Below are 15576 nucleotides of genomic sequence, written 5' to 3' on the forward strand. Positions count from 1 at the left end.
GATTGAACTTCCACCGGAGCCTTGTCGTCCGGGCCCCCGGCCCGTCAAACCTGACTCAGAACTGCTCGATGCGAATCATCCGCGGCGCCTCCAGCACCGCTTCCAACCGCGACAGCGACTCCAGCGCCCGCTGCATGGACGCTTCGTCGGTGTCGTGGGTAGTCAACACGACAGGAACAGCTTCGCCCGGCGCACGGCCGCGCTGCAGGAACGATTCCATGGAAACGTTCTCGTCACGCAGCGCCGCCGCCACCTCTGCTATCACGCCGGGGCGGTCGACCACCATGAGGCGCAGGTAGTACGCACCTCGGCGTTCCTCGGGCGGGGCGGCGCGGACGCTTTCAAGCCGCCCCGACGGGAGGCCGAAAGGCGGGGAGATCCTGCCCCGCGCCACGTCCACGAGGTCGGCCACGACCGCCGACGCGGTCGGGCCTGCACCGGCGCCGCGGCCGACGAAAGTGACTTTCTCGACGAAATCCCCGTCGGCCACCACAGCGTTGAACACGCCGTCGACGGACGCGATCGGCGAATCGATTGGCACCATGGCCGGATGGACCCGCTGCTCGACATTGCCGTTGTAGCGCCGCGCGATGCCAGGAGCTTGATCCGGTAGCCCAGCTCCCGGGCATAATCGATATCCAGCGCCGAGATATGCCGGATACCCTCGATATGGACCGACTCGAAGTCGACCGCGCAGCCGAACGCCACGGAGGTCAGGATCGCCAGCTTGTGGGCTGCGTCCACGCCGTCGATGTCGAAGCTCGGGTCGGCCTCGGCATAGCCCAGCTTCTGGGCGTCGCCGAGAACGTCCCCGAACTCGCGCCCGGTCTCCCGCATCTCGGTCAGGATGTAGTTGCAGGTGCCGTTCAGGATGCCGTGGACTTCCTTGATCCCGTTGGCCGCGAGCCCCTCGCGGAGCCCCTTTATCACCGGGATCCCGCCGGCCACCGCCGCCTCGAAGGCGAGGGCCACCCCGTTCTCCTCGGCCAGCCGGGCAAGGCCGGTGCCGTGCAGCGCCAGCAGCGCCTTGTTGGCGGTGACCACGTGCTTGCCGCGGGACAGGGCGGCCTCGCACAATTCGCGGGCGATCCCCTCGGACCCGCCGATCAGTTCGACGACGACATCGACCTCCGGATCGGCCGCAAGCGCGGCCGCGTCCTCGTACCAGCGGGCGGCGCTGAGATCGACGCCGCGGTCACGGCCGCGCGTCCGCGCGCTGACCGCGGTGACGATCATGCGCCGGCCGCTTCGGCCGGCCAGCAGGTCGGCATGGGTGTCCAGCAACTTCAGGACGCCGCCGCCGACGGTTCCCAGACCGGCGACCCCGATTTTCAGCGGGGCGGTCACGACGCGGCCCGCTGTTTGGCGCCGGCGGCGACCGGGGCACGGCGCGCGGTACCCTGCGGCGCGATCCCCGCTTCCTGGAAGAACAGGCGGATGTTGCGGCAGGCCTGCCGGATACGGTGCTGGTTCTCGACCAGCGCCAGGCGGACATGGCCGTCGCCGTACTCGCCGAAGCCGATGCCGGGCGCCACCGCGACCTTTGCCTCCTGGAGCAGCAGCTTGCTGAACTCCAAGCTGCCCAGGTGGGCGAACTGGGCCGGGATCGGCGCCCAGGCGAACATGCTGGCCGGCGGGCTGGGCACCTGCCACCCCGCCGCGGCGAGCCCCTCGATCAGGACGTCGCGGCGGGCCTTGTAGATCGCCCGCGCCTCGGCGACGCAGTCCTGCGGACCGTTGAGCGCGGCGGCGGCGGCGACCTGGATCGGCGTGAAGGCGCCGTAGTCCAGGTAGGACTTGATGCGCGCCAGGGCCGTGATCAGCTTCTTGTTGCCGGTGGCGAAGCCGATGCGCCAGCCCGGCATGGAATAGGTCTTGCTCATCGACGTGAACTCGACCGCGATCTCCCGCGCCTCCGGGATCTCCAGGATCGACGGCGGCGGCACGTCGTCGAAATAGATCTCCGAATAGGCCAGGTCGGACAGGATGTAGATCCCGTGCTTCAGGCAGAACTCCACGATCGGCCGGTAGAAGTCCAAGTCGACCACCTCCGCCGTCGGGTTCGACGGATAGTTCAGCACGACCGCCAGCGGCTTGGGCACGCTGTGCTTCACCGCGCGCTCCAGCGACTCCATGAAGCTGTAGCCCTGCCCGATCGGCAGGTGGCGGATCGCGGCGCCGGCCAGGATGAAGCCGAAGGGATGGATCGGATAGCTGGGATTGGGCACCAGCATGATGTCGCCCGGGCTGGTGATCGCCTGCGCCAGGTTGGCCAGCCCCTCCTTCGATCCGATCGTGACGATCGCCTCGCTCTCCGGATCGAGCGTCACGTTGAAGCGCTTCTTGTAGTAGGAGCAGATCGCCCGCCGCAGGCCGGGGATGCCCCGCGAGTTGGAATAGCGGTGGGTCTTCGGGTCCTGGACCGCCTCGATCAGCTTTTCCACGATGTGCGGCGGGGTCGGCAGATCCGGGTTGCCCATTCCGAAATCGATGATGTCCTCGCCTGCGGCCCGGGCTCGCGCCTTCATGGCGTTCACTTCCGCGAACACGTACGGCGGTAATCTCTTGATCCGGTGGAATTCGCTATCCGTCATGGGTGCCCCGAAAACCTGGAGATACGGGCGCCTTAAAAATGCGCTCCGCCCGATCCGGCCGCGGCATTTCAGCCGGACCGGAGCGGGGAGCCAGTATGTACCGCCCCGCCGCTCCGGAATCGAGATTTTTCGGCGGCTGCATCGCCCCAAAAGATACGGGTGGGCGATGCCGCGCCGAAGTTCACGGAGCCGTGGGCGGAGCCTGCGGGATCTGGATGGCGCTGACCGGCGGCGGAACCTCGCCGCCCATCGCGGGAAGCGTCGGCGGCGCCTGACGCGCGGGGGCGACCGGCGCCCGGGCGTCCAGTTCGGCGCCCGACGCCACGTCCTCGCCCCGCTCGACCTTGAGCCTGTCCATCAGGGCCTGCCGTTCCGCCGGCTTGCTGAAGGCTGTCGGCCGGGGCGGCACGCTCGCCAGGTTCGGCCAGGTCTTGTCCTCGTCGGTCGCGCGCCGGATCAGCCCCTGCTCCGCCCCCTCGGGCGGCAGGCCGGAACCGCCGCCCAGCAGGTCGAGCACAGGGTTGTTGGCGCACCCCGCCGTACCGGCCACCAGGGCCGCGGCGGCCAGGAGGCGCCGGGCGAACGGCCAGAACGGGCGATGGTGCCGGTGCGGTTTGAGGCTTGGGCCGATCATTGCGTTGCCATTTTATATTTTCTGTCACCCATTGCCGTCATAGTCTCCCATGGCGGAGGTTTCGGCGTTCCCCGTGCGTCGTTTGGGCGCGGAAGAAACGCGCCGGAACCATACGCCGCAGTATCACGGCGCTGAAAAAATTACGCCGATGTTGTATCAAAGTGCGCGTTCCATCAAGCCCGGCATTCCGCGTTCGGCATTTCCACAGCGAGTAGCGGCCGATCGCAAGATCATTGTAGAGTCGTAGAGGACCGAAAAACATGGCCGAAACGCATGGAGCCGAAATGCAAGGCTCCGACGTGAAGTTCCCAGATCCCGTCGAACTGAGCCGGGCGATGGCCCGGATCGCCGAGCACAGCCAGCATCTGGTGTCCGAGTTCCTGGCCCGGCAGGTCCATGACGGCAATCATGCCCCGTCGACCGATCCGCTGAACATAGGCCATGCCTTCATCGAGATGACCACGCGGATGATGGCCGACCCGGTCAAGCTGATGCAGGCCCAGATGTCGCTGTGGCATGACTACATGACCCTGTGGCAGCGGACGACGCAGCGGTTCCTGGGGCAGGAGGCGGACCCGGTGATCCTGCCCGCCAAGGACGACCGCCGGTTCAAGGACAGCGCCTGGGACGAGAACACGCTGTTCGACTTCATCAAGCAGTCCTACCTGCTTACCGCCCGCTTCATGCAGGCGAGCGTGCGCGGCGTCGACGGGCTGGACGACAAGACGGCCATGAAGGTCGACTTCTACACCCGCCAGTTCGTCGACGCGATGGCGCCCAGCAACTTCGTCATGACCAATCCGGAGGTGCTGCGCGCCACCATGGAGTCCGGCGGCGAGAACCTGGTCAAGGGGCTGGAGCACCTGCTGGACGACCTGGAGCGCGGCAAGGGCCAGCTCAGCATCCGGATGACCGATTACGACGCCTTCCAGGTCGGCAAGAACATCGCCTCGACCCCGGGCAAGGTCGTCTACCAGAACGACCTGATGCAGCTGATCCAGTACAGCCCGACGACGGACCAGGTGCTGCGGCGGCCGCTGCTGATCGTCCCGCCATGGATCAACAAGTACTACATCCTCGACCTGCGCGCGAAGAACTCGTTCATCAAGTGGGCGATCGACCAGGGGATCACCGTCTTCATGGTGTCCTGGGTCAACCCGGACGAGGAACTCGCCGCCAAGAGCTTCGAGGACTACATGGTCGAGGGGCCGCTGGCCGCCCTGGACCAGATCCAGCTCGCGACCGGCGAGGCGGAGGTCAACGCCATCGGATACTGCCTAGGCGGCACCCTGCTCGCCTCCACCCTGGCCTACATGGCGGCCAAGGGCGACGAGCGGATCACCAGCGCCACCTTCTTCACCACCATGACCGACTTCTCCGAGGCCGGCGAGCTGTCCGTGTTCATCGATGAAGAGCAGCTCCAGATGCTCGAGGAGAAGATGAACGAGAAGGGCTACCTGGACGGCAGCACCATGGCGACCAGCTTCAACATGCTGCGCGCCAACGACCTGATCTGGTCGTTCGTGGTCAACAACTACCTGCTGGGCAAGGACCCGTTCCCGTTCGACCTGCTGTACTGGAACTCCGATTCGACCCGCATGCCGGCGCGGATGCACAGCTTCTACCTGCGCAACATGTACCAGAAGAACCTGCTGATCCAGCCGGGCGGCATCAGCCTGAAGGGCGAGCCGATCGATCTGCGGAAGATCAAGACCCCCGTGTTCATGCTGTCCACCCGCGAGGACCATATCGCGCCGTGGAAATCGACCTATGCCGGGACGCAAACCTTCTCCGGCCCGATCAAGTTCGTCCTGTCGGCGTCCGGCCACATCGCGGGCGTGGTCAACCCGCCCGCCGCGGAGAAATATTGCTACTGGACCAACGCCAAGCTGCCCAAGGCTCCGGACGACTGGCTGGCGACCGCCAAGCAGAACCCGGGCTCCTGGTGGCCGGAATGGCAGCGCTGGCTGTCCAAGCACGGCGGCGGCAAGGCGGCGGCCCGCATTCCCGGCACCGGCGGCCTGCCGGTGATCGAGGACGCGCCGGGGTCCTACGTCGCGGTCAGGATTACCTGATGACGAAACGGGCGGCGCGGGCGCACGGTGCGCCCGGCCGCCCCTCGGCCGTCATGGCCGACGGTAGCTTGCCGCGAGGTCGACATACTGGCGTGCCGACCGCGGGAAAAAGGCGATTTCCTCCGGAGTGACGTCGCGCATGAAGCGCGCGGGCGTTCCCGCCCAGAGCTCTCCACTCCGAACCCGCTTGCCGGGAGTCAGCAGGGCACCGGCAGCCACCATGCCGCCGGTTTCCACATAGGACCCGTCCATCAAACAAGCCTTCATGCCGACGAAGCAGCCGCTTTCGAGGGTGCAGGCGTGCAGCAGGGCCATGTGGCCGATGGTAATATCGTCGCCGACATAGGTCCCCTGCCCTCGCGACGCGACATGGATCACCACGCCGTCCTGGATGTTGGTGCGCGCCCCGATGCGGACGACATTCACGTCACCCCGAACCACGCAGCCGAACCAGATCCCGGAATCCTCACCGATCTCGACGTCGCCGATGACCACCGCGGTATCCGCGATGAAGGCACTTTCATGAATGACAGGTGACTTGCCGTGGTGCGGCATGATCAAGGCGGTCATGGTCTCTTCCCCAGTCGCGGTCGTCCATCGGAACGGCGACACTTAGCCAACCTGCCGGGAATAACCAAGCCCTGGATAAAGGCACACCGGTTCGCCGGTCAGCGGACGAACTGGCCGTAATGGTTCGCCATCATCTGGGACAGCATCTGCTGGCGGACCTTCGGGTCCCTGCTCATCAGCGCCGCCGTGGGATCGGAGGAAACCGACTGGGTCGCCGCCGAGGCCGATGACTTGCTGCCGCCCTGCATCTGCGCCCGCAGCTCGTCCAGCGGGCCGCTGTCGCCGTTGCGGAAGGCCTTGAGGGCGTCGGAGGTCTGCTGCAATTTCGTCAGCGCCGTCCGGGCTTTCTCCAGAGCGGCCGATCCGGCGCTCGATGCGTCTGCCGGCAGCTGGCCCGTGGTCGAGTACGAGCCCTTGGCCAGTCCGGATGCGACCTCTCCCGCCGACAATCCGACCGTCTTGCCCTGGTAGTCGAGTACGGTCGTGTCGGACGACGATACCTTCTTATCCCGCACGAGCCCGACCTCGATACCGATCGAGCGCACGCTGGAGGAGGATCCGTAATTGGTATTGACCGAACCGACCCGGATCTCGACGCCCTTCACGTCCTTGGAAGACGCCGCCTTGTCGATCTGCGACGACAGGGATTTCAAGGACTCCTCGGTCGCCGCGGAGCGCTGGTCCTTGTCCTTGTAGATCCCACCCAGAACGTCGTTCAGCTTGGTCCGCAACTGGTCCCGCAGGCTGTCGGCCGTACGCGGCTTGGCCTGGTCGAACTCCAGCTTGATCGCCCCCGCGGCACCACTGGACCGGGTCGTCGGCGACGCCTTCTCCGCAGCCGCCGGGGTCGCGGCCGAGTTGGTCGTCGCGGCCGATGTCTTGGCGGCGCTGGTCGCACTCGTCGTCGAATAGGCGGACAGGAAGCTGGAGATCGTCACCACGGCTGAAACTCCTTTCTGGAGCCCTGTCTTCGGACGCCGGGACGGTATCCGGGCGGCGGAAGTTCATATACCCCTAAATCGTATCACGGGACCGTGCCGAAGGGTAGGAAAACCACCGCGGCGGTTTGTTCTATTTGCGCCGCCAGTCGCCCGACGCCGTCATGACATACTGCCCGCCCGGCGTCCGCTCGATCAGCTGGCGGCCGGCCACGGCCTGCACGCTCTCGATCGACGTGCCGTTGGTCCTGGCCACTTGGCTATACCGGTCGAGCCGCTGCGCATTGACCTGGTTCACCAGGGTGCGGATGTCGGCGGGAACCGTACCGGCGACGAAACCTATTAGGCCGTCCGGCCGCTCGCCGACGAGCCCTGCCTGCTTGGCCTGGTCCAGGGGCATCTGCGCCACCGCCGGAACCACGGACCCCGTCCACAGAGCCAGCGCGGCCACCATCAATAAACGCCTCATTTCGTACCGCTTTCCTTTCTGCCGGCACCCTGCCCGCCGCGCCCCGGCGCGTTCCCGGAAGGCAGTCCGAAAAGCTCGGGATCGTCGGCGAAAACCTGCTCCAGGTCGCGCTCGACCTTGATGCGGATTTCCTGCTCGATGCGGATATTCAGGTTGATTTCGATCGGCTTGTCGGGAGCCTCGACCTTGACCGTGGGGCTGCAAGCCGCCAGCACCGGGACGAGACTTGCCAGCGCCGGTCCGAGAAGCAGGCGCCGACGCGCGAGCGGGATATCCATCATTTGTCCTGGGCCTGGAATTCCAGGATCCGGTCGCGTACCGCTTCCGGGATCCGGTAGGTTGTGATGCCGCGCCGCAGGATCGTGTCGAGCGCGCCGTCGACATTAAGATTAAGCGCCACCGGATATCCATCATAGAAATCCGGATTGGAACCCCGGATCGCGAAACCGATCGCCATCTCTCCGCCCGCCGTTCCGTTGACCGTCAGTTCCATCGACTCGTACCGGAAGTCGGTCAGCGCCCGGAGCAGCATGTCCGTGCTGCTGCCGGGATCGCCCTCCAGGAAGGCGGGGGGCGCCGCCGGATCATAGCGCAGGGTGCCGGGCCCCGACGTTTCCAGCTTGCCGTCCGCAACGGTCACGGAGCCCTGGCCGACCCGGACCGGCAGGCGCCCGCCGAGGAGCCCCGTCGCCGACAGCCCGTCAACCGCGGCGGCCGAGAGAAGCTTCTGAAGGTCGATCCCCGTCGCCTCCAGTTCGATCATCCGCTCCTCGCCCGCCGGACCGAAACCGCCGAGCCCCATGTCGAAGGGAACCGCCCTGACAAGCCCGCCGGCCCATTGCCATTCGGCCCGGGCGACGGATAGCCTGTCCGCCGCGATCCCGAAATCGACGACCGCATTCGTCAGCGGCAGGCCGACATCCATCAGGGCGACCGACAGCATCTGTCCCGCCGGCAGGCGAAGCGGCACCAGGCTGTCCGCAGTCAGCACCGCGTAGATACCCTGCGCCGCGACTCCGCCGGTCGCGACTGCCGCATCCTCGATCAGGATCGACGCGCTCCCCTTTCCGCTTCCCTCTCCCCAGGCGAACCGCCCGTCCAGTCCGAAGGTGCCGGTGACGGTCTCGACCAAGTCGCCCAGGAGAGGAAACAGGCCGGCGAGCCCCGGACCATCGGGCGGGAAGCGGACGGGAGGCATCTTCACCTCGGCCGATCCCGCCCCGGCCGGCATGTCCTGCTCGCCCGACAGATCGACCGCGATCATGCCGGCGGCATCGGCCAGCCGCGCATCGAAACGCACCGTCCCGAGCGGGTCCCCTTCCGCGTGGCCCTTCGCCCGGAACGGCGCCACAAGAGGCTTCGGCTGGTCATGGCGGATCGTTGCGATGGCGTAATCGGCGGTGAAGGGCTGTTTCCTTGCCGGATCGAAAGTCGCTTTGCCGGACAGGCCCTCGCCCACGACCGTCTGCCGGGGCAGCGAGATCTTTCCCTGCCGCCATGCGACGTCGAGCCCCGTGGGAGCCCCGGTCGCCGCCAGCGTCGCGTCGACCACCAGGGCGGGGAGACGACCGGTCACCGGCATTCCCTGGACCGTCAGCCTGAGCGGCGCGGGCTTGACCGTGAACGCAAGGGCAGCGCCGTCGGCGAGGCTGTAGTCGAGGAAGGTCCTGCCGGGCACGGATTCCAGACACAGCGACTTCGGTTCGCTCACCCTCACCTGCCCGCCCGCGAGACCGCCGGCGGTTACCGTGACGCACCCGTCGGGGACATAGCGCCACCGGCCGTCCTCCGACCGGATCGTCCCGGCGGTGCGCAGCGCAGCGTCCTTCAGGTCGATTCCGTCCGGCGCAAGACCGGACAAGGGCATGTCCAGATCAAGCCGCCCGCCCGCTCCGGCGGCGATCGAGTAGGTCAGCTCGACCCGGCCGATCCGCCGCTCCCGCGCCGCGTCGTTCCAGATGTCGATATCGGCGCCGGACAGGTCAAGCCGGGCGACTTCTACCCGCGCGTCCGGCCAACCGGAATCCCGAAGCATCCGCTCGCCCTGCCACTCGATCAGGAACGGCAAGCCCAGCACGGCGGCTCCGGCGAGACCTGTGAATGCCAACACTGCCCATGTCCATCGACGCGCCATCGCGTCCCTACCTCCCGCTTGCGAATACGGATCGCGGGACGAAACCTAGCACCCCGTCGTGTCAGAAAAAGGACATTCCGGAATGTTCGTTTGCGAAAATCAATGCTGCGCATTATGTTCGTTTTCGAACATAGCGAGCGGGCTTTTCGGGAGATGGAGATGGATCGGCAGGATTCGGCGGTGGATCTTCTGGTGATCGGCGGCGGTATAAACGGCGCGGGCATCGCGCGCGACGCGGCCGGCCGCGGGCTTTCCGTCATCCTGTGCGAACAGGCCGATCTTGCCAGCGCCACCTCCTCCTCCAGCAGCAAGCTGATCCATGGCGGGCTCCGCTATCTCGAACAGTACGAGTTCCGCCTGGTCCGCGAGGCCCTGGCGGAACGCGAGGTGCTTCTGCGGATCGCCCCCCACATCATCTGGCCGATGCGTTTCGTGCTGCCGCACAACCGACTGCTCCGTCCGGCCTGGATGATCCGGCTGGGCCTGTTCCTTTACGACCATATCGGAGGACGGCGCAGCCTGCCGGGCACCAGAAGCCTCGATTTCCGGACCGACCGGGTGGAAGGGGCGCCGCTGAAGCCGGAACTCGTCCGCGGCTTCGCCTATTCCGACTGCTGGGTCGAGGACAGCCGGCTGGTCGTGCTGAACGCCATGGACGCCCGCGCGCACGGCGCCGAGATCCTGCCGCGCACCCGCTGCGTCGAAGCGCGCCGCGAGGGCGACCGCTGGACCGCGCGGCTGAAGGACCTGGCCACAGGCGCCGAACGGGTGGTCACCGCGCGGATCCTGGTCAACGCCGCCGGCCCCTGGGTCGAGCGCTTCCTGCACGGGGTCGCGGGCCAGAAGGGCAACGCGCACATGCGGCTCGTCAAGGGCAGCCACATCGTCGTTCCCCGCCTGTACGAGGGCGACCACGCCTACATCCTCCAGAACACCGATCGCAGGGTGATCTTCGCGATTCCCTACGAGCACCGCTTCACCCTGATCGGCACCACCGACATCCCGTTCCAGGGCGACGCCTCGGACGTCCGGATCGATCCGGAGGAGACCGCCTACCTGTGCGACGCGGTGAACCGCTATTTCCGGACCGGGATCGGGCCGCAGGACGTGGTCCGCAGTTATTCCGGGGTCCGCCCGCTCTACGATGACGACAGCGCCGCCAATCCCTCCACCGTCACGCGCGACTACGTGTTCGACCTTTCCGGAAACCCGGGGGAAGCGCCGCTCCTGTCGATCTACGGCGGCAAGATCACCACGTACCGCCGGCTGGCCGAGCATGCCATGGACAAGCTGGCGGGCTTCATCCCCGGCCTGTCGCCGTCATGGACCGCCGAGGCCCCGCTGCCCGGCGGCGACATGCCGGACGCCCGGTTCGAACCCTTCGCAGATGCCTTCAAGGCCCGGCGGCCCTGGCTTCCCGACGCGGTGGCGCAGCGGCTCTGCCGCCTTTACGGGGCCATGGCCGAGCGGATCGTAGGCGACGCCGCCTCGCTCCAGGACATGGGCACCGATTTCGGCGGCGGCTTGTACGAGCGCGAGGCCGCCTGGCTTGTCGAGCAGGAATGGGCGCGCACCGCCGACGACATCCTGTGGCGCCGGACCAAGCTGGGCCTCCATGTCCCCGCCGAGGGCGCCGAGCGCCTCGCCCAGTGGCTCGCCGGGTCAAAGTCGCTGGCGCAGGCAAGCTGACCGGCGGCCCCTGACGGGTGTTCGCGAGGCACGGCTTTCTTCCCGCTACAGCTTCCACTATGGTCGCCGCGTCACCGACCTGCACTGTGGAAGCAATGATGCGCTGGTTGAAGACCCTAATCATGGCGACCCTGATGGGCGCCTTTCTCTGGAGTGGGGAGGCATTTGCCTTGGATCCTGAAAACACCCTCTATCTCGACCTGAAAGATGGCCGAGTCGTGATCGAGCTGAAGCCCGATCTGGCTCCCAACCACGTCGCGCGGATCAAGGAACTGACCCGCCAAGGATTCTACGACGGCCTCGTGTTCCATCGCGTCATCGACGGCTTCATGGCCCAGACCGGCGACCCGAAGGGCGACGGGACCGGCGGGTCCGGCCAGAAGCTGAAGGCCGAGTTCTCGAACTACAAGCATGTCCGCGGCACCGTCTCCATGGCGCGGGCCCAGGACCCGAACAGCGGCGACAGCCAGTTCTACATCATGTTCGCGCCGTCCCCGCACCTCGACCGGCAGTACACGGTATGGGGCCAGGTGGTCGAGGGCATGGACTTCGTCGACAACATCAAGAAGGGATCGAGCATGCGCAACGGCGCGGTGAGCGATCCCGACCGCATCGTCAAGATGCAGGTCGCCGCCGACGCCAAGTAAGCGCCGGTCCAGCCCTCTCCCGGCCGCGGGAGAGGGTGTCGGCGGTCGCGGTTCCCCAGCGGCACGAAGTCCCGCGAGGCCGATTGATTTGGATTTTGCGCCATGGCATCGTTGGACTGCGGCAGTGTGTAGCAGAGCGACAATGCCGCGGCGTCTGATGGCCCGGACGTTGTCCAGAGCAGGTTTCAAAAAATCGCCACGGTACATGCCGGGCCAACAAGAATGAACCTATGGGGGAGGCGGAACTCAATGAATGCCATCAAGCATGCCCTGATGGGCGTGGGCGCGGTGCTCGTCATGACGGCATCGACCGGGGCGTGGGCTCAGAAGGTCGTCGTCGGGGTGAGTTGGTCCAACTTCCAGGAGGAACGCTGGAAGACCGACGAGGCCGCCATCAAGGCCCGCCTGGCCGAACTGGGCGCCGACTATATCAGCGCCGACGCGCAGAGTTCGCCGTCCAAGCAGCTCGCCGACGTCGAGAGCCTGATCACCCGCGGAGCCACCGCGCTGATCGTGCTGGCCCAGGACAACAACGCCATCATGCCGGCCATCTCCAAGGCTACCGCCGAGGGCATTCCGGTGGTGGGGTATGACCGCCTGATCGAGGCCCCCGGCGTCTTCTACCTGACCTTCGACAACAAGGAGGTCGGACGCATCCAGGCCCGCGAGATCCTGAACGTCAAACCGCAGGGCAACTACGTCTTCATCAAGGGCAGCGCCGCCGACCCCAACGCGGATTTCCTGCATTCCGGCCAGATCGAGGTTCTGAAGCCCTCGATCGACAAGGGCGACATCAAGGTCGTGGGCGAGCAGTACACCGACGGCTGGCTGCCCGAGAACGCCCAGCGGAACATGGAGCAGATCCTGACCGCCAACAACAACAAGGTGGACGCGGTCGTCGCCTCCAACGACGGCACCGCCGGCGGCGCGATCGCGGCGCTCTCCGCCCAAGGCCTGCAAGGCATTCCCGTCTCCGGCCAGGACGCCGACCAAGCGGCGCTGAACCGGGTTGCCCGCGGCCTCCAGACCGTCAGCGTCTGGAAGGACTCGCGCGAACTCGGCAAGAACGCGGCCAACATCGCCGTGGAACTGGCCAAGGGCACCGAGGCCTCGCAGATCAAGGGCGCAACCAAGTGGAAGGAAGGCGCCAAGGGCGTGGAGCTTGACGCGATCTTCCTGACCCCGATCCCGATAACCCAGGAGAATCTCAACCTTGTGATCGATGCCGGCTGGGTGACCAAGGCCGTGGCCTGCCAGGGTGTCGACAAGGCCAAGGCTCCCGGAGCCTGCATGTGACCCGTCGCCTCCCGAACCGCTGAACCGCGATCGCGGTCCGCCGGACATACCGGGGGTCCGCGATTTCCGCATGAGGGAACCTGACAATGACGACTGTCGTTGAAACGCCCGGCTCGGCGCGGCCGCAGGGCGCCCGCAACCTGATCGCCGCCCTGGAGATCGACACCAGGCTGCTGGCCATGGCGGCGGCCCTGGCGGTGATCTGGGTGGTGCTCGACATCATGACGGGCGGCATCTTCCTGACGGCGCGCAACCTGTGGAACCTGTCGGTCCAGACCAGCGTCGTCGGCATCATGGCGACCGGCATGGTCCTGGTGATCGTCGCCCGCCACATCGACCTGTCGGTAGGCTCCGCCCTGGGATTGGTCGGCATGGTGATGGCCGTCCTCCAGGTCGAGGTGCTGCCGATCGGCACCTCCTGGACCTGGGTCGTATCCCTGGTCGCCGGCCTTGCCATGGGTGCCCTGATCGGCGCCTTCCAGGGATGGTGGGTGGCCTACCGCGCCGTCCCCGCCTTCATCGTCACGCTGGGCGGACTGCTGATCTTCCGCGGCCTCGCCTGGTGGATCACCGAGGGCCGGACCATAGCCCCCATGGACCCGACGTTCCAGCTTCTGGGCGGCGGTCTGGACGGCTCGATCGGCGCCTTCTGGAGCTGGGTCGTCGGCGGCCTGTTCATCGCCGTCATACTGTTCAAGACGGTCCGTACGCGCCAGCGGCGCAACCGGTTCAACTTTCCGGTCCGGCCGCTTTGGGCGGAGGCGCTGATCCTGGCGGTCTCCATCGGCCTCATCGTGGCGTTCGTGATGGTGATGAACTCCTACTACCGGCCGCGCACCCAGGTGCCCCAGGGCATTCCGATCCCCGTGCTGATCCTGATCGTCGTGGCGGTCGCCATGTCGGCGCTGACGAAGGTCACCAAGTTCGGCCGCTACGTCTTCGCCATCGGCGGCAATCCCGAGGCCGCCGAGCTGGGCGGCATCAATGTGCGCAAGGTCACGGTGATGATCTTCGTGCTGATGGGCGTGCTCGCGGCGATCGCCGGCGCGATCCAGACCGCGCGGCTCAATGCCGGTCTCAACTCCACCGGCTCGCTGCTGGAACTGTCCGTCATCGCCGCCGCAGTGATCGGAGGAACCTCCCTGGCCGGCGGAGTCGGCACTATCGCGGGCGCGATCCTGGGCGCGCTGATCATGCAGAGCCTGCAGAGCGGAATGATCCTGCTGGACATCTCGACGCCGATGCAGCCGGTCGTGATCGGCCTCGTGCTGATCTTCGCCGTCTGGCTCGACACCGTCTATCAGAAACGCCGTCGCTAGGAGGGCCAGAGAGATGACAGGACCCGTGCCACTGGTGGAAATGCGCGACATCTCCATCCAGTTCGGCGGCATCAAGGCGGTCGACGGGGTTACCGTGGACCTCTATCCCGGCGAGGTCGTCGGGCTGCTGGGCCACAACGGCGCCGGCAAGTCGACGCTGATCAAGATCCTCTCCGGGGCCTACCAGGCGAACTCCGGCCAGATCCTGATCAACGGCCAGCCGGTGGAGATCCGCAGCCCGCGCGACGCCAAGGCGCTCGGCATCGAGACGATCTATCAGACGCTGGCGCTGGCCGACAATATCGACGCGCCCGGCAACCTGTTCCTCGGCCGCGAGCTGATGACGCCCTGGGGAACGCTGGACGACGACGCGATGGAGCGGGCGACCCGCGACGTCATGGGCAGGCTCAACCCCAATTTCCGCAAGATCAAGGAGCCGGTCAAGAACCTGTCGGGCGGCCAGCGGCAGTCGGTGGCCATCGCCCGCGCCCTGCACTTCAACGCCAAGATCCTGATCATGGACGAGCCGACCGCGGCGCTGGGCCCGCAGGAGACCCGGCAGGTGGCCGAACTGATCAAGCAGTTGAAGAAGGAGGGCATCGGCATCTTCCTCATCAGCCACGACCTTCACGACGTATTCGACCTGTCGGACCGGGTCACCGTCATGAAGAACGGCAAGCTGGTCGGCACCTGCCACACCTCCGACGTCACCAAAGACGAAGTCCTCGGCATGATCATCCTGGGCAAGCTGCCCGGACAGCAGACTGCGCAGGAGCTGGAAGGGATGCACTGAGGCGGCGAAGCGGAACCGTCAAGGGATCCCTTGACGTACAGTCAAAAGCTTTTTGCTATCGCTTCTCATTAAGCGCAAATACCTTGGACAGAAGAGGCGGTCCGGCGCTACGCCGGACAGCCGCCACACACCGGGGTACGTGCCATGATACATCACCTGCAGCCCGCCAACATCAACTCCGCCATCCGGAACGCACGCCTCCTCTGCTACGAGGCCGGGCCGGAACCGATCTTCGACAAACCCACGTTCCAGATGGCGATGGACATGGCCTACAGGCTCGACGACCTGCTGTGCGGGTCCAAGATGCCGCGCTTCGCCCGCTGACCAGTACCCGTGTTCCGGCCGCCGTTCGGAAGGATCGGTTCAGAACGGCCAGAACACCGGGATCAGGAAGGTCGCGACGGCCCAGAAAAGCAGG

Annotated in this window: 14 protein-coding genes and 1 pseudogene; 7 read left to right on the top strand and 8 right to left on the bottom strand. The window is 66.5% G+C overall.

Features of this window, described 5'->3' with window-relative positions; all coding sequences use genetic code 11:
- Positions 1–55 precede the first annotated feature (55 nt).
- The 3 genes and pseudogenes from DPR14_RS14305 to DPR14_RS14315 form a co-directional block, all read right to left on the bottom strand.
- Positions 56–1347 (bottom strand): annotated as a pseudogene (locus DPR14_RS14305) (homoserine dehydrogenase).
- The gene (locus DPR14_RS14310; protein WP_158045748.1) at positions 1344–2594 is read right to left on the bottom strand and encodes an LL-diaminopimelate aminotransferase; all 1251 of its coding nucleotides are present in this window, start codon (positions 2592–2594) and stop codon (positions 1344–1346) included. The pseudogene DPR14_RS14305 and the gene DPR14_RS14310 overlap by 4 nt, the downstream one beginning before the upstream one ends.
- Positions 2595–2775: 181 nt before the next feature.
- On the bottom strand, positions 2776–3228 hold the full coding sequence (locus DPR14_RS14315) for a hypothetical protein (protein ID WP_158045749.1): 453 nt from the start codon (positions 3226–3228) through the stop codon (positions 2776–2778).
- A 260-nt stretch (positions 3229–3488) separates the two neighbouring features.
- Here DPR14_RS14315 and DPR14_RS14320 point away from each other — a divergent pair, with 260 nt between their 5' ends.
- On the top strand, positions 3489–5303 hold the full coding sequence (locus DPR14_RS14320; RefSeq protein WP_246148160.1) for a PHA/PHB synthase family protein: 1815 nt from the start codon (positions 3489–3491) through the stop codon (positions 5301–5303).
- Positions 5304–5354: 51 nt separating this feature from the next.
- Here DPR14_RS14320 and DPR14_RS14325 read toward each other — a convergent pair whose 3' ends face one another.
- From DPR14_RS14325 to DPR14_RS14345, 5 genes are all read right to left on the bottom strand, one after another.
- The gene (locus tag DPR14_RS14325) at positions 5355–5873 is read right to left on the bottom strand and encodes a gamma carbonic anhydrase family protein (protein ID WP_158045750.1); all 519 of its coding nucleotides are present in this window, start codon (positions 5871–5873) and stop codon (positions 5355–5357) included.
- 98 nt (positions 5874–5971) lie between these two features.
- Positions 5972–6814: a hypothetical protein gene (locus DPR14_RS14330; protein ID WP_158045751.1), complete on the bottom strand. Its 843-nt coding sequence runs from the start codon at positions 6812–6814 to the stop codon at positions 5972–5974.
- A 130-nt stretch (positions 6815–6944) separates the two neighbouring features.
- Positions 6945–7280 (bottom strand): YdbL family probable chaperone protein, encoded by a 336-nt coding sequence (locus tag DPR14_RS14335; RefSeq protein WP_158045752.1) that lies wholly within the window; start codon positions 7278–7280, stop codon positions 6945–6947.
- Positions 7277–7561, bottom strand: coding sequence for a YnbE family lipoprotein (locus DPR14_RS14340; protein ID WP_246148162.1), 285 nt, complete (start codon positions 7559–7561; stop codon positions 7277–7279). Before DPR14_RS14340 ends, DPR14_RS14335 begins: the two co-directional genes overlap by 4 nt.
- The gene (locus tag DPR14_RS14345) at positions 7558–9387 is read right to left on the bottom strand and encodes an intermembrane phospholipid transport protein YdbH family protein (RefSeq protein ID WP_158045753.1); all 1830 of its coding nucleotides are present in this window, start codon (positions 9385–9387) and stop codon (positions 7558–7560) included. The genes DPR14_RS14340 and DPR14_RS14345 overlap by 4 nt, the downstream gene beginning before the upstream one ends.
- A 186-nt stretch (positions 9388–9573) precedes the next feature.
- On the opposite strand from DPR14_RS14345, the gene glpD reads away from it, so the two are divergent.
- From glpD to DPR14_RS14375, 6 genes are all read left to right on the top strand, one after another.
- Positions 9574–11103, top strand: coding sequence for a glycerol-3-phosphate dehydrogenase (gene glpD, locus DPR14_RS14350; RefSeq protein ID WP_158045754.1), 1530 nt, complete (start codon positions 9574–9576; stop codon positions 11101–11103).
- A gap of 122 nt (positions 11104–11225) precedes the next feature.
- Positions 11226–11750 carry a peptidylprolyl isomerase gene (locus DPR14_RS14355; RefSeq protein WP_246148164.1) on the top strand — a complete coding sequence of 175 codons (525 nt, stop codon included), beginning with the start codon at positions 11226–11228 and terminating at the stop codon, positions 11748–11750.
- 249 nt (positions 11751–11999) lie between these two features.
- On the top strand, positions 12000–13046 hold the full coding sequence (gene xylF, locus DPR14_RS14360) for a D-xylose ABC transporter substrate-binding protein (RefSeq protein ID WP_246148166.1): 1047 nt from the start codon (positions 12000–12002) through the stop codon (positions 13044–13046).
- A gap of 86 nt (positions 13047–13132) precedes the next feature.
- Positions 13133–14365 (top strand): sugar ABC transporter permease, encoded by a 1233-nt coding sequence (locus DPR14_RS14365; RefSeq protein ID WP_158045756.1) that lies wholly within the window; start codon positions 13133–13135, stop codon positions 14363–14365.
- Positions 14366–14378: 13 nt separating this feature from the next.
- Positions 14379–15158: an ATP-binding cassette domain-containing protein gene (locus tag DPR14_RS14370; RefSeq protein WP_158045757.1), complete on the top strand. Its 780-nt coding sequence runs from the start codon at positions 14379–14381 to the stop codon at positions 15156–15158.
- A gap of 144 nt (positions 15159–15302) precedes the next feature.
- Positions 15303–15482 carry a hypothetical protein gene (locus DPR14_RS14375; protein ID WP_158045758.1) on the top strand — a complete coding sequence of 60 codons (180 nt, stop codon included), beginning with the start codon at positions 15303–15305 and terminating at the stop codon, positions 15480–15482.
- Positions 15483–15576: the final 94 nt, after the last annotated feature.

Source organism: Skermanella pratensis (assembly GCF_008843145.1).
GTDB lineage: Bacteria > Pseudomonadota > Alphaproteobacteria > Azospirillales > Azospirillaceae > Skermanella > Skermanella pratensis.

Bases quoted from the DNA above. Each gene is read 5' to 3' on its own strand.
- DPR14_RS14315 (WP_158045749.1), bottom strand. From the start codon at position 3,228: ATGATCGGCCCAAGCCTCAAACCGCACCGGCACCATCGCCCGTTCTGG.
- DPR14_RS14335 (WP_158045752.1), bottom strand. From the start codon at position 7,280: ATGAGGCGTTTATTGATGGTGGCCGCGCTGGCTCTGTGGACGGGGTCC.
- DPR14_RS14370 (WP_158045757.1), top strand. From the start codon at position 14,379: ATGACAGGACCCGTGCCACTGGTGGAAATGCGCGACATCTCCATCCAG.
- DPR14_RS14340 (WP_246148162.1), bottom strand. From the start codon at position 7,561: ATGATGGATATCCCGCTCGCGCGTCGGCGCCTGCTTCTCGGACCGGCG.
- xylF (WP_246148166.1), top strand. From the start codon at position 12,000: ATGAATGCCATCAAGCATGCCCTGATGGGCGTGGGCGCGGTGCTCGTC.
- DPR14_RS14320 (WP_246148160.1), top strand. From the start codon at position 3,489: ATGGCCGAAACGCATGGAGCCGAAATGCAAGGCTCCGACGTGAAGTTC.
- DPR14_RS14365 (WP_158045756.1), top strand. From the start codon at position 13,133: ATGACGACTGTCGTTGAAACGCCCGGCTCGGCGCGGCCGCAGGGCGCC.
- DPR14_RS14375 (WP_158045758.1), top strand. From the start codon at position 15,303: ATGATACATCACCTGCAGCCCGCCAACATCAACTCCGCCATCCGGAAC.
- DPR14_RS14355 (WP_246148164.1), top strand. From the start codon at position 11,226: ATGGCGACCCTGATGGGCGCCTTTCTCTGGAGTGGGGAGGCATTTGCC.
- DPR14_RS14325 (WP_158045750.1), bottom strand. From the start codon at position 5,873: ATGACCGCCTTGATCATGCCGCACCACGGCAAGTCACCTGTCATTCAT.
- DPR14_RS14310 (WP_158045748.1), bottom strand. From the start codon at position 2,594: ATGACGGATAGCGAATTCCACCGGATCAAGAGATTACCGCCGTACGTG.
- glpD (WP_158045754.1), top strand. From the start codon at position 9,574: ATGGATCGGCAGGATTCGGCGGTGGATCTTCTGGTGATCGGCGGCGGT.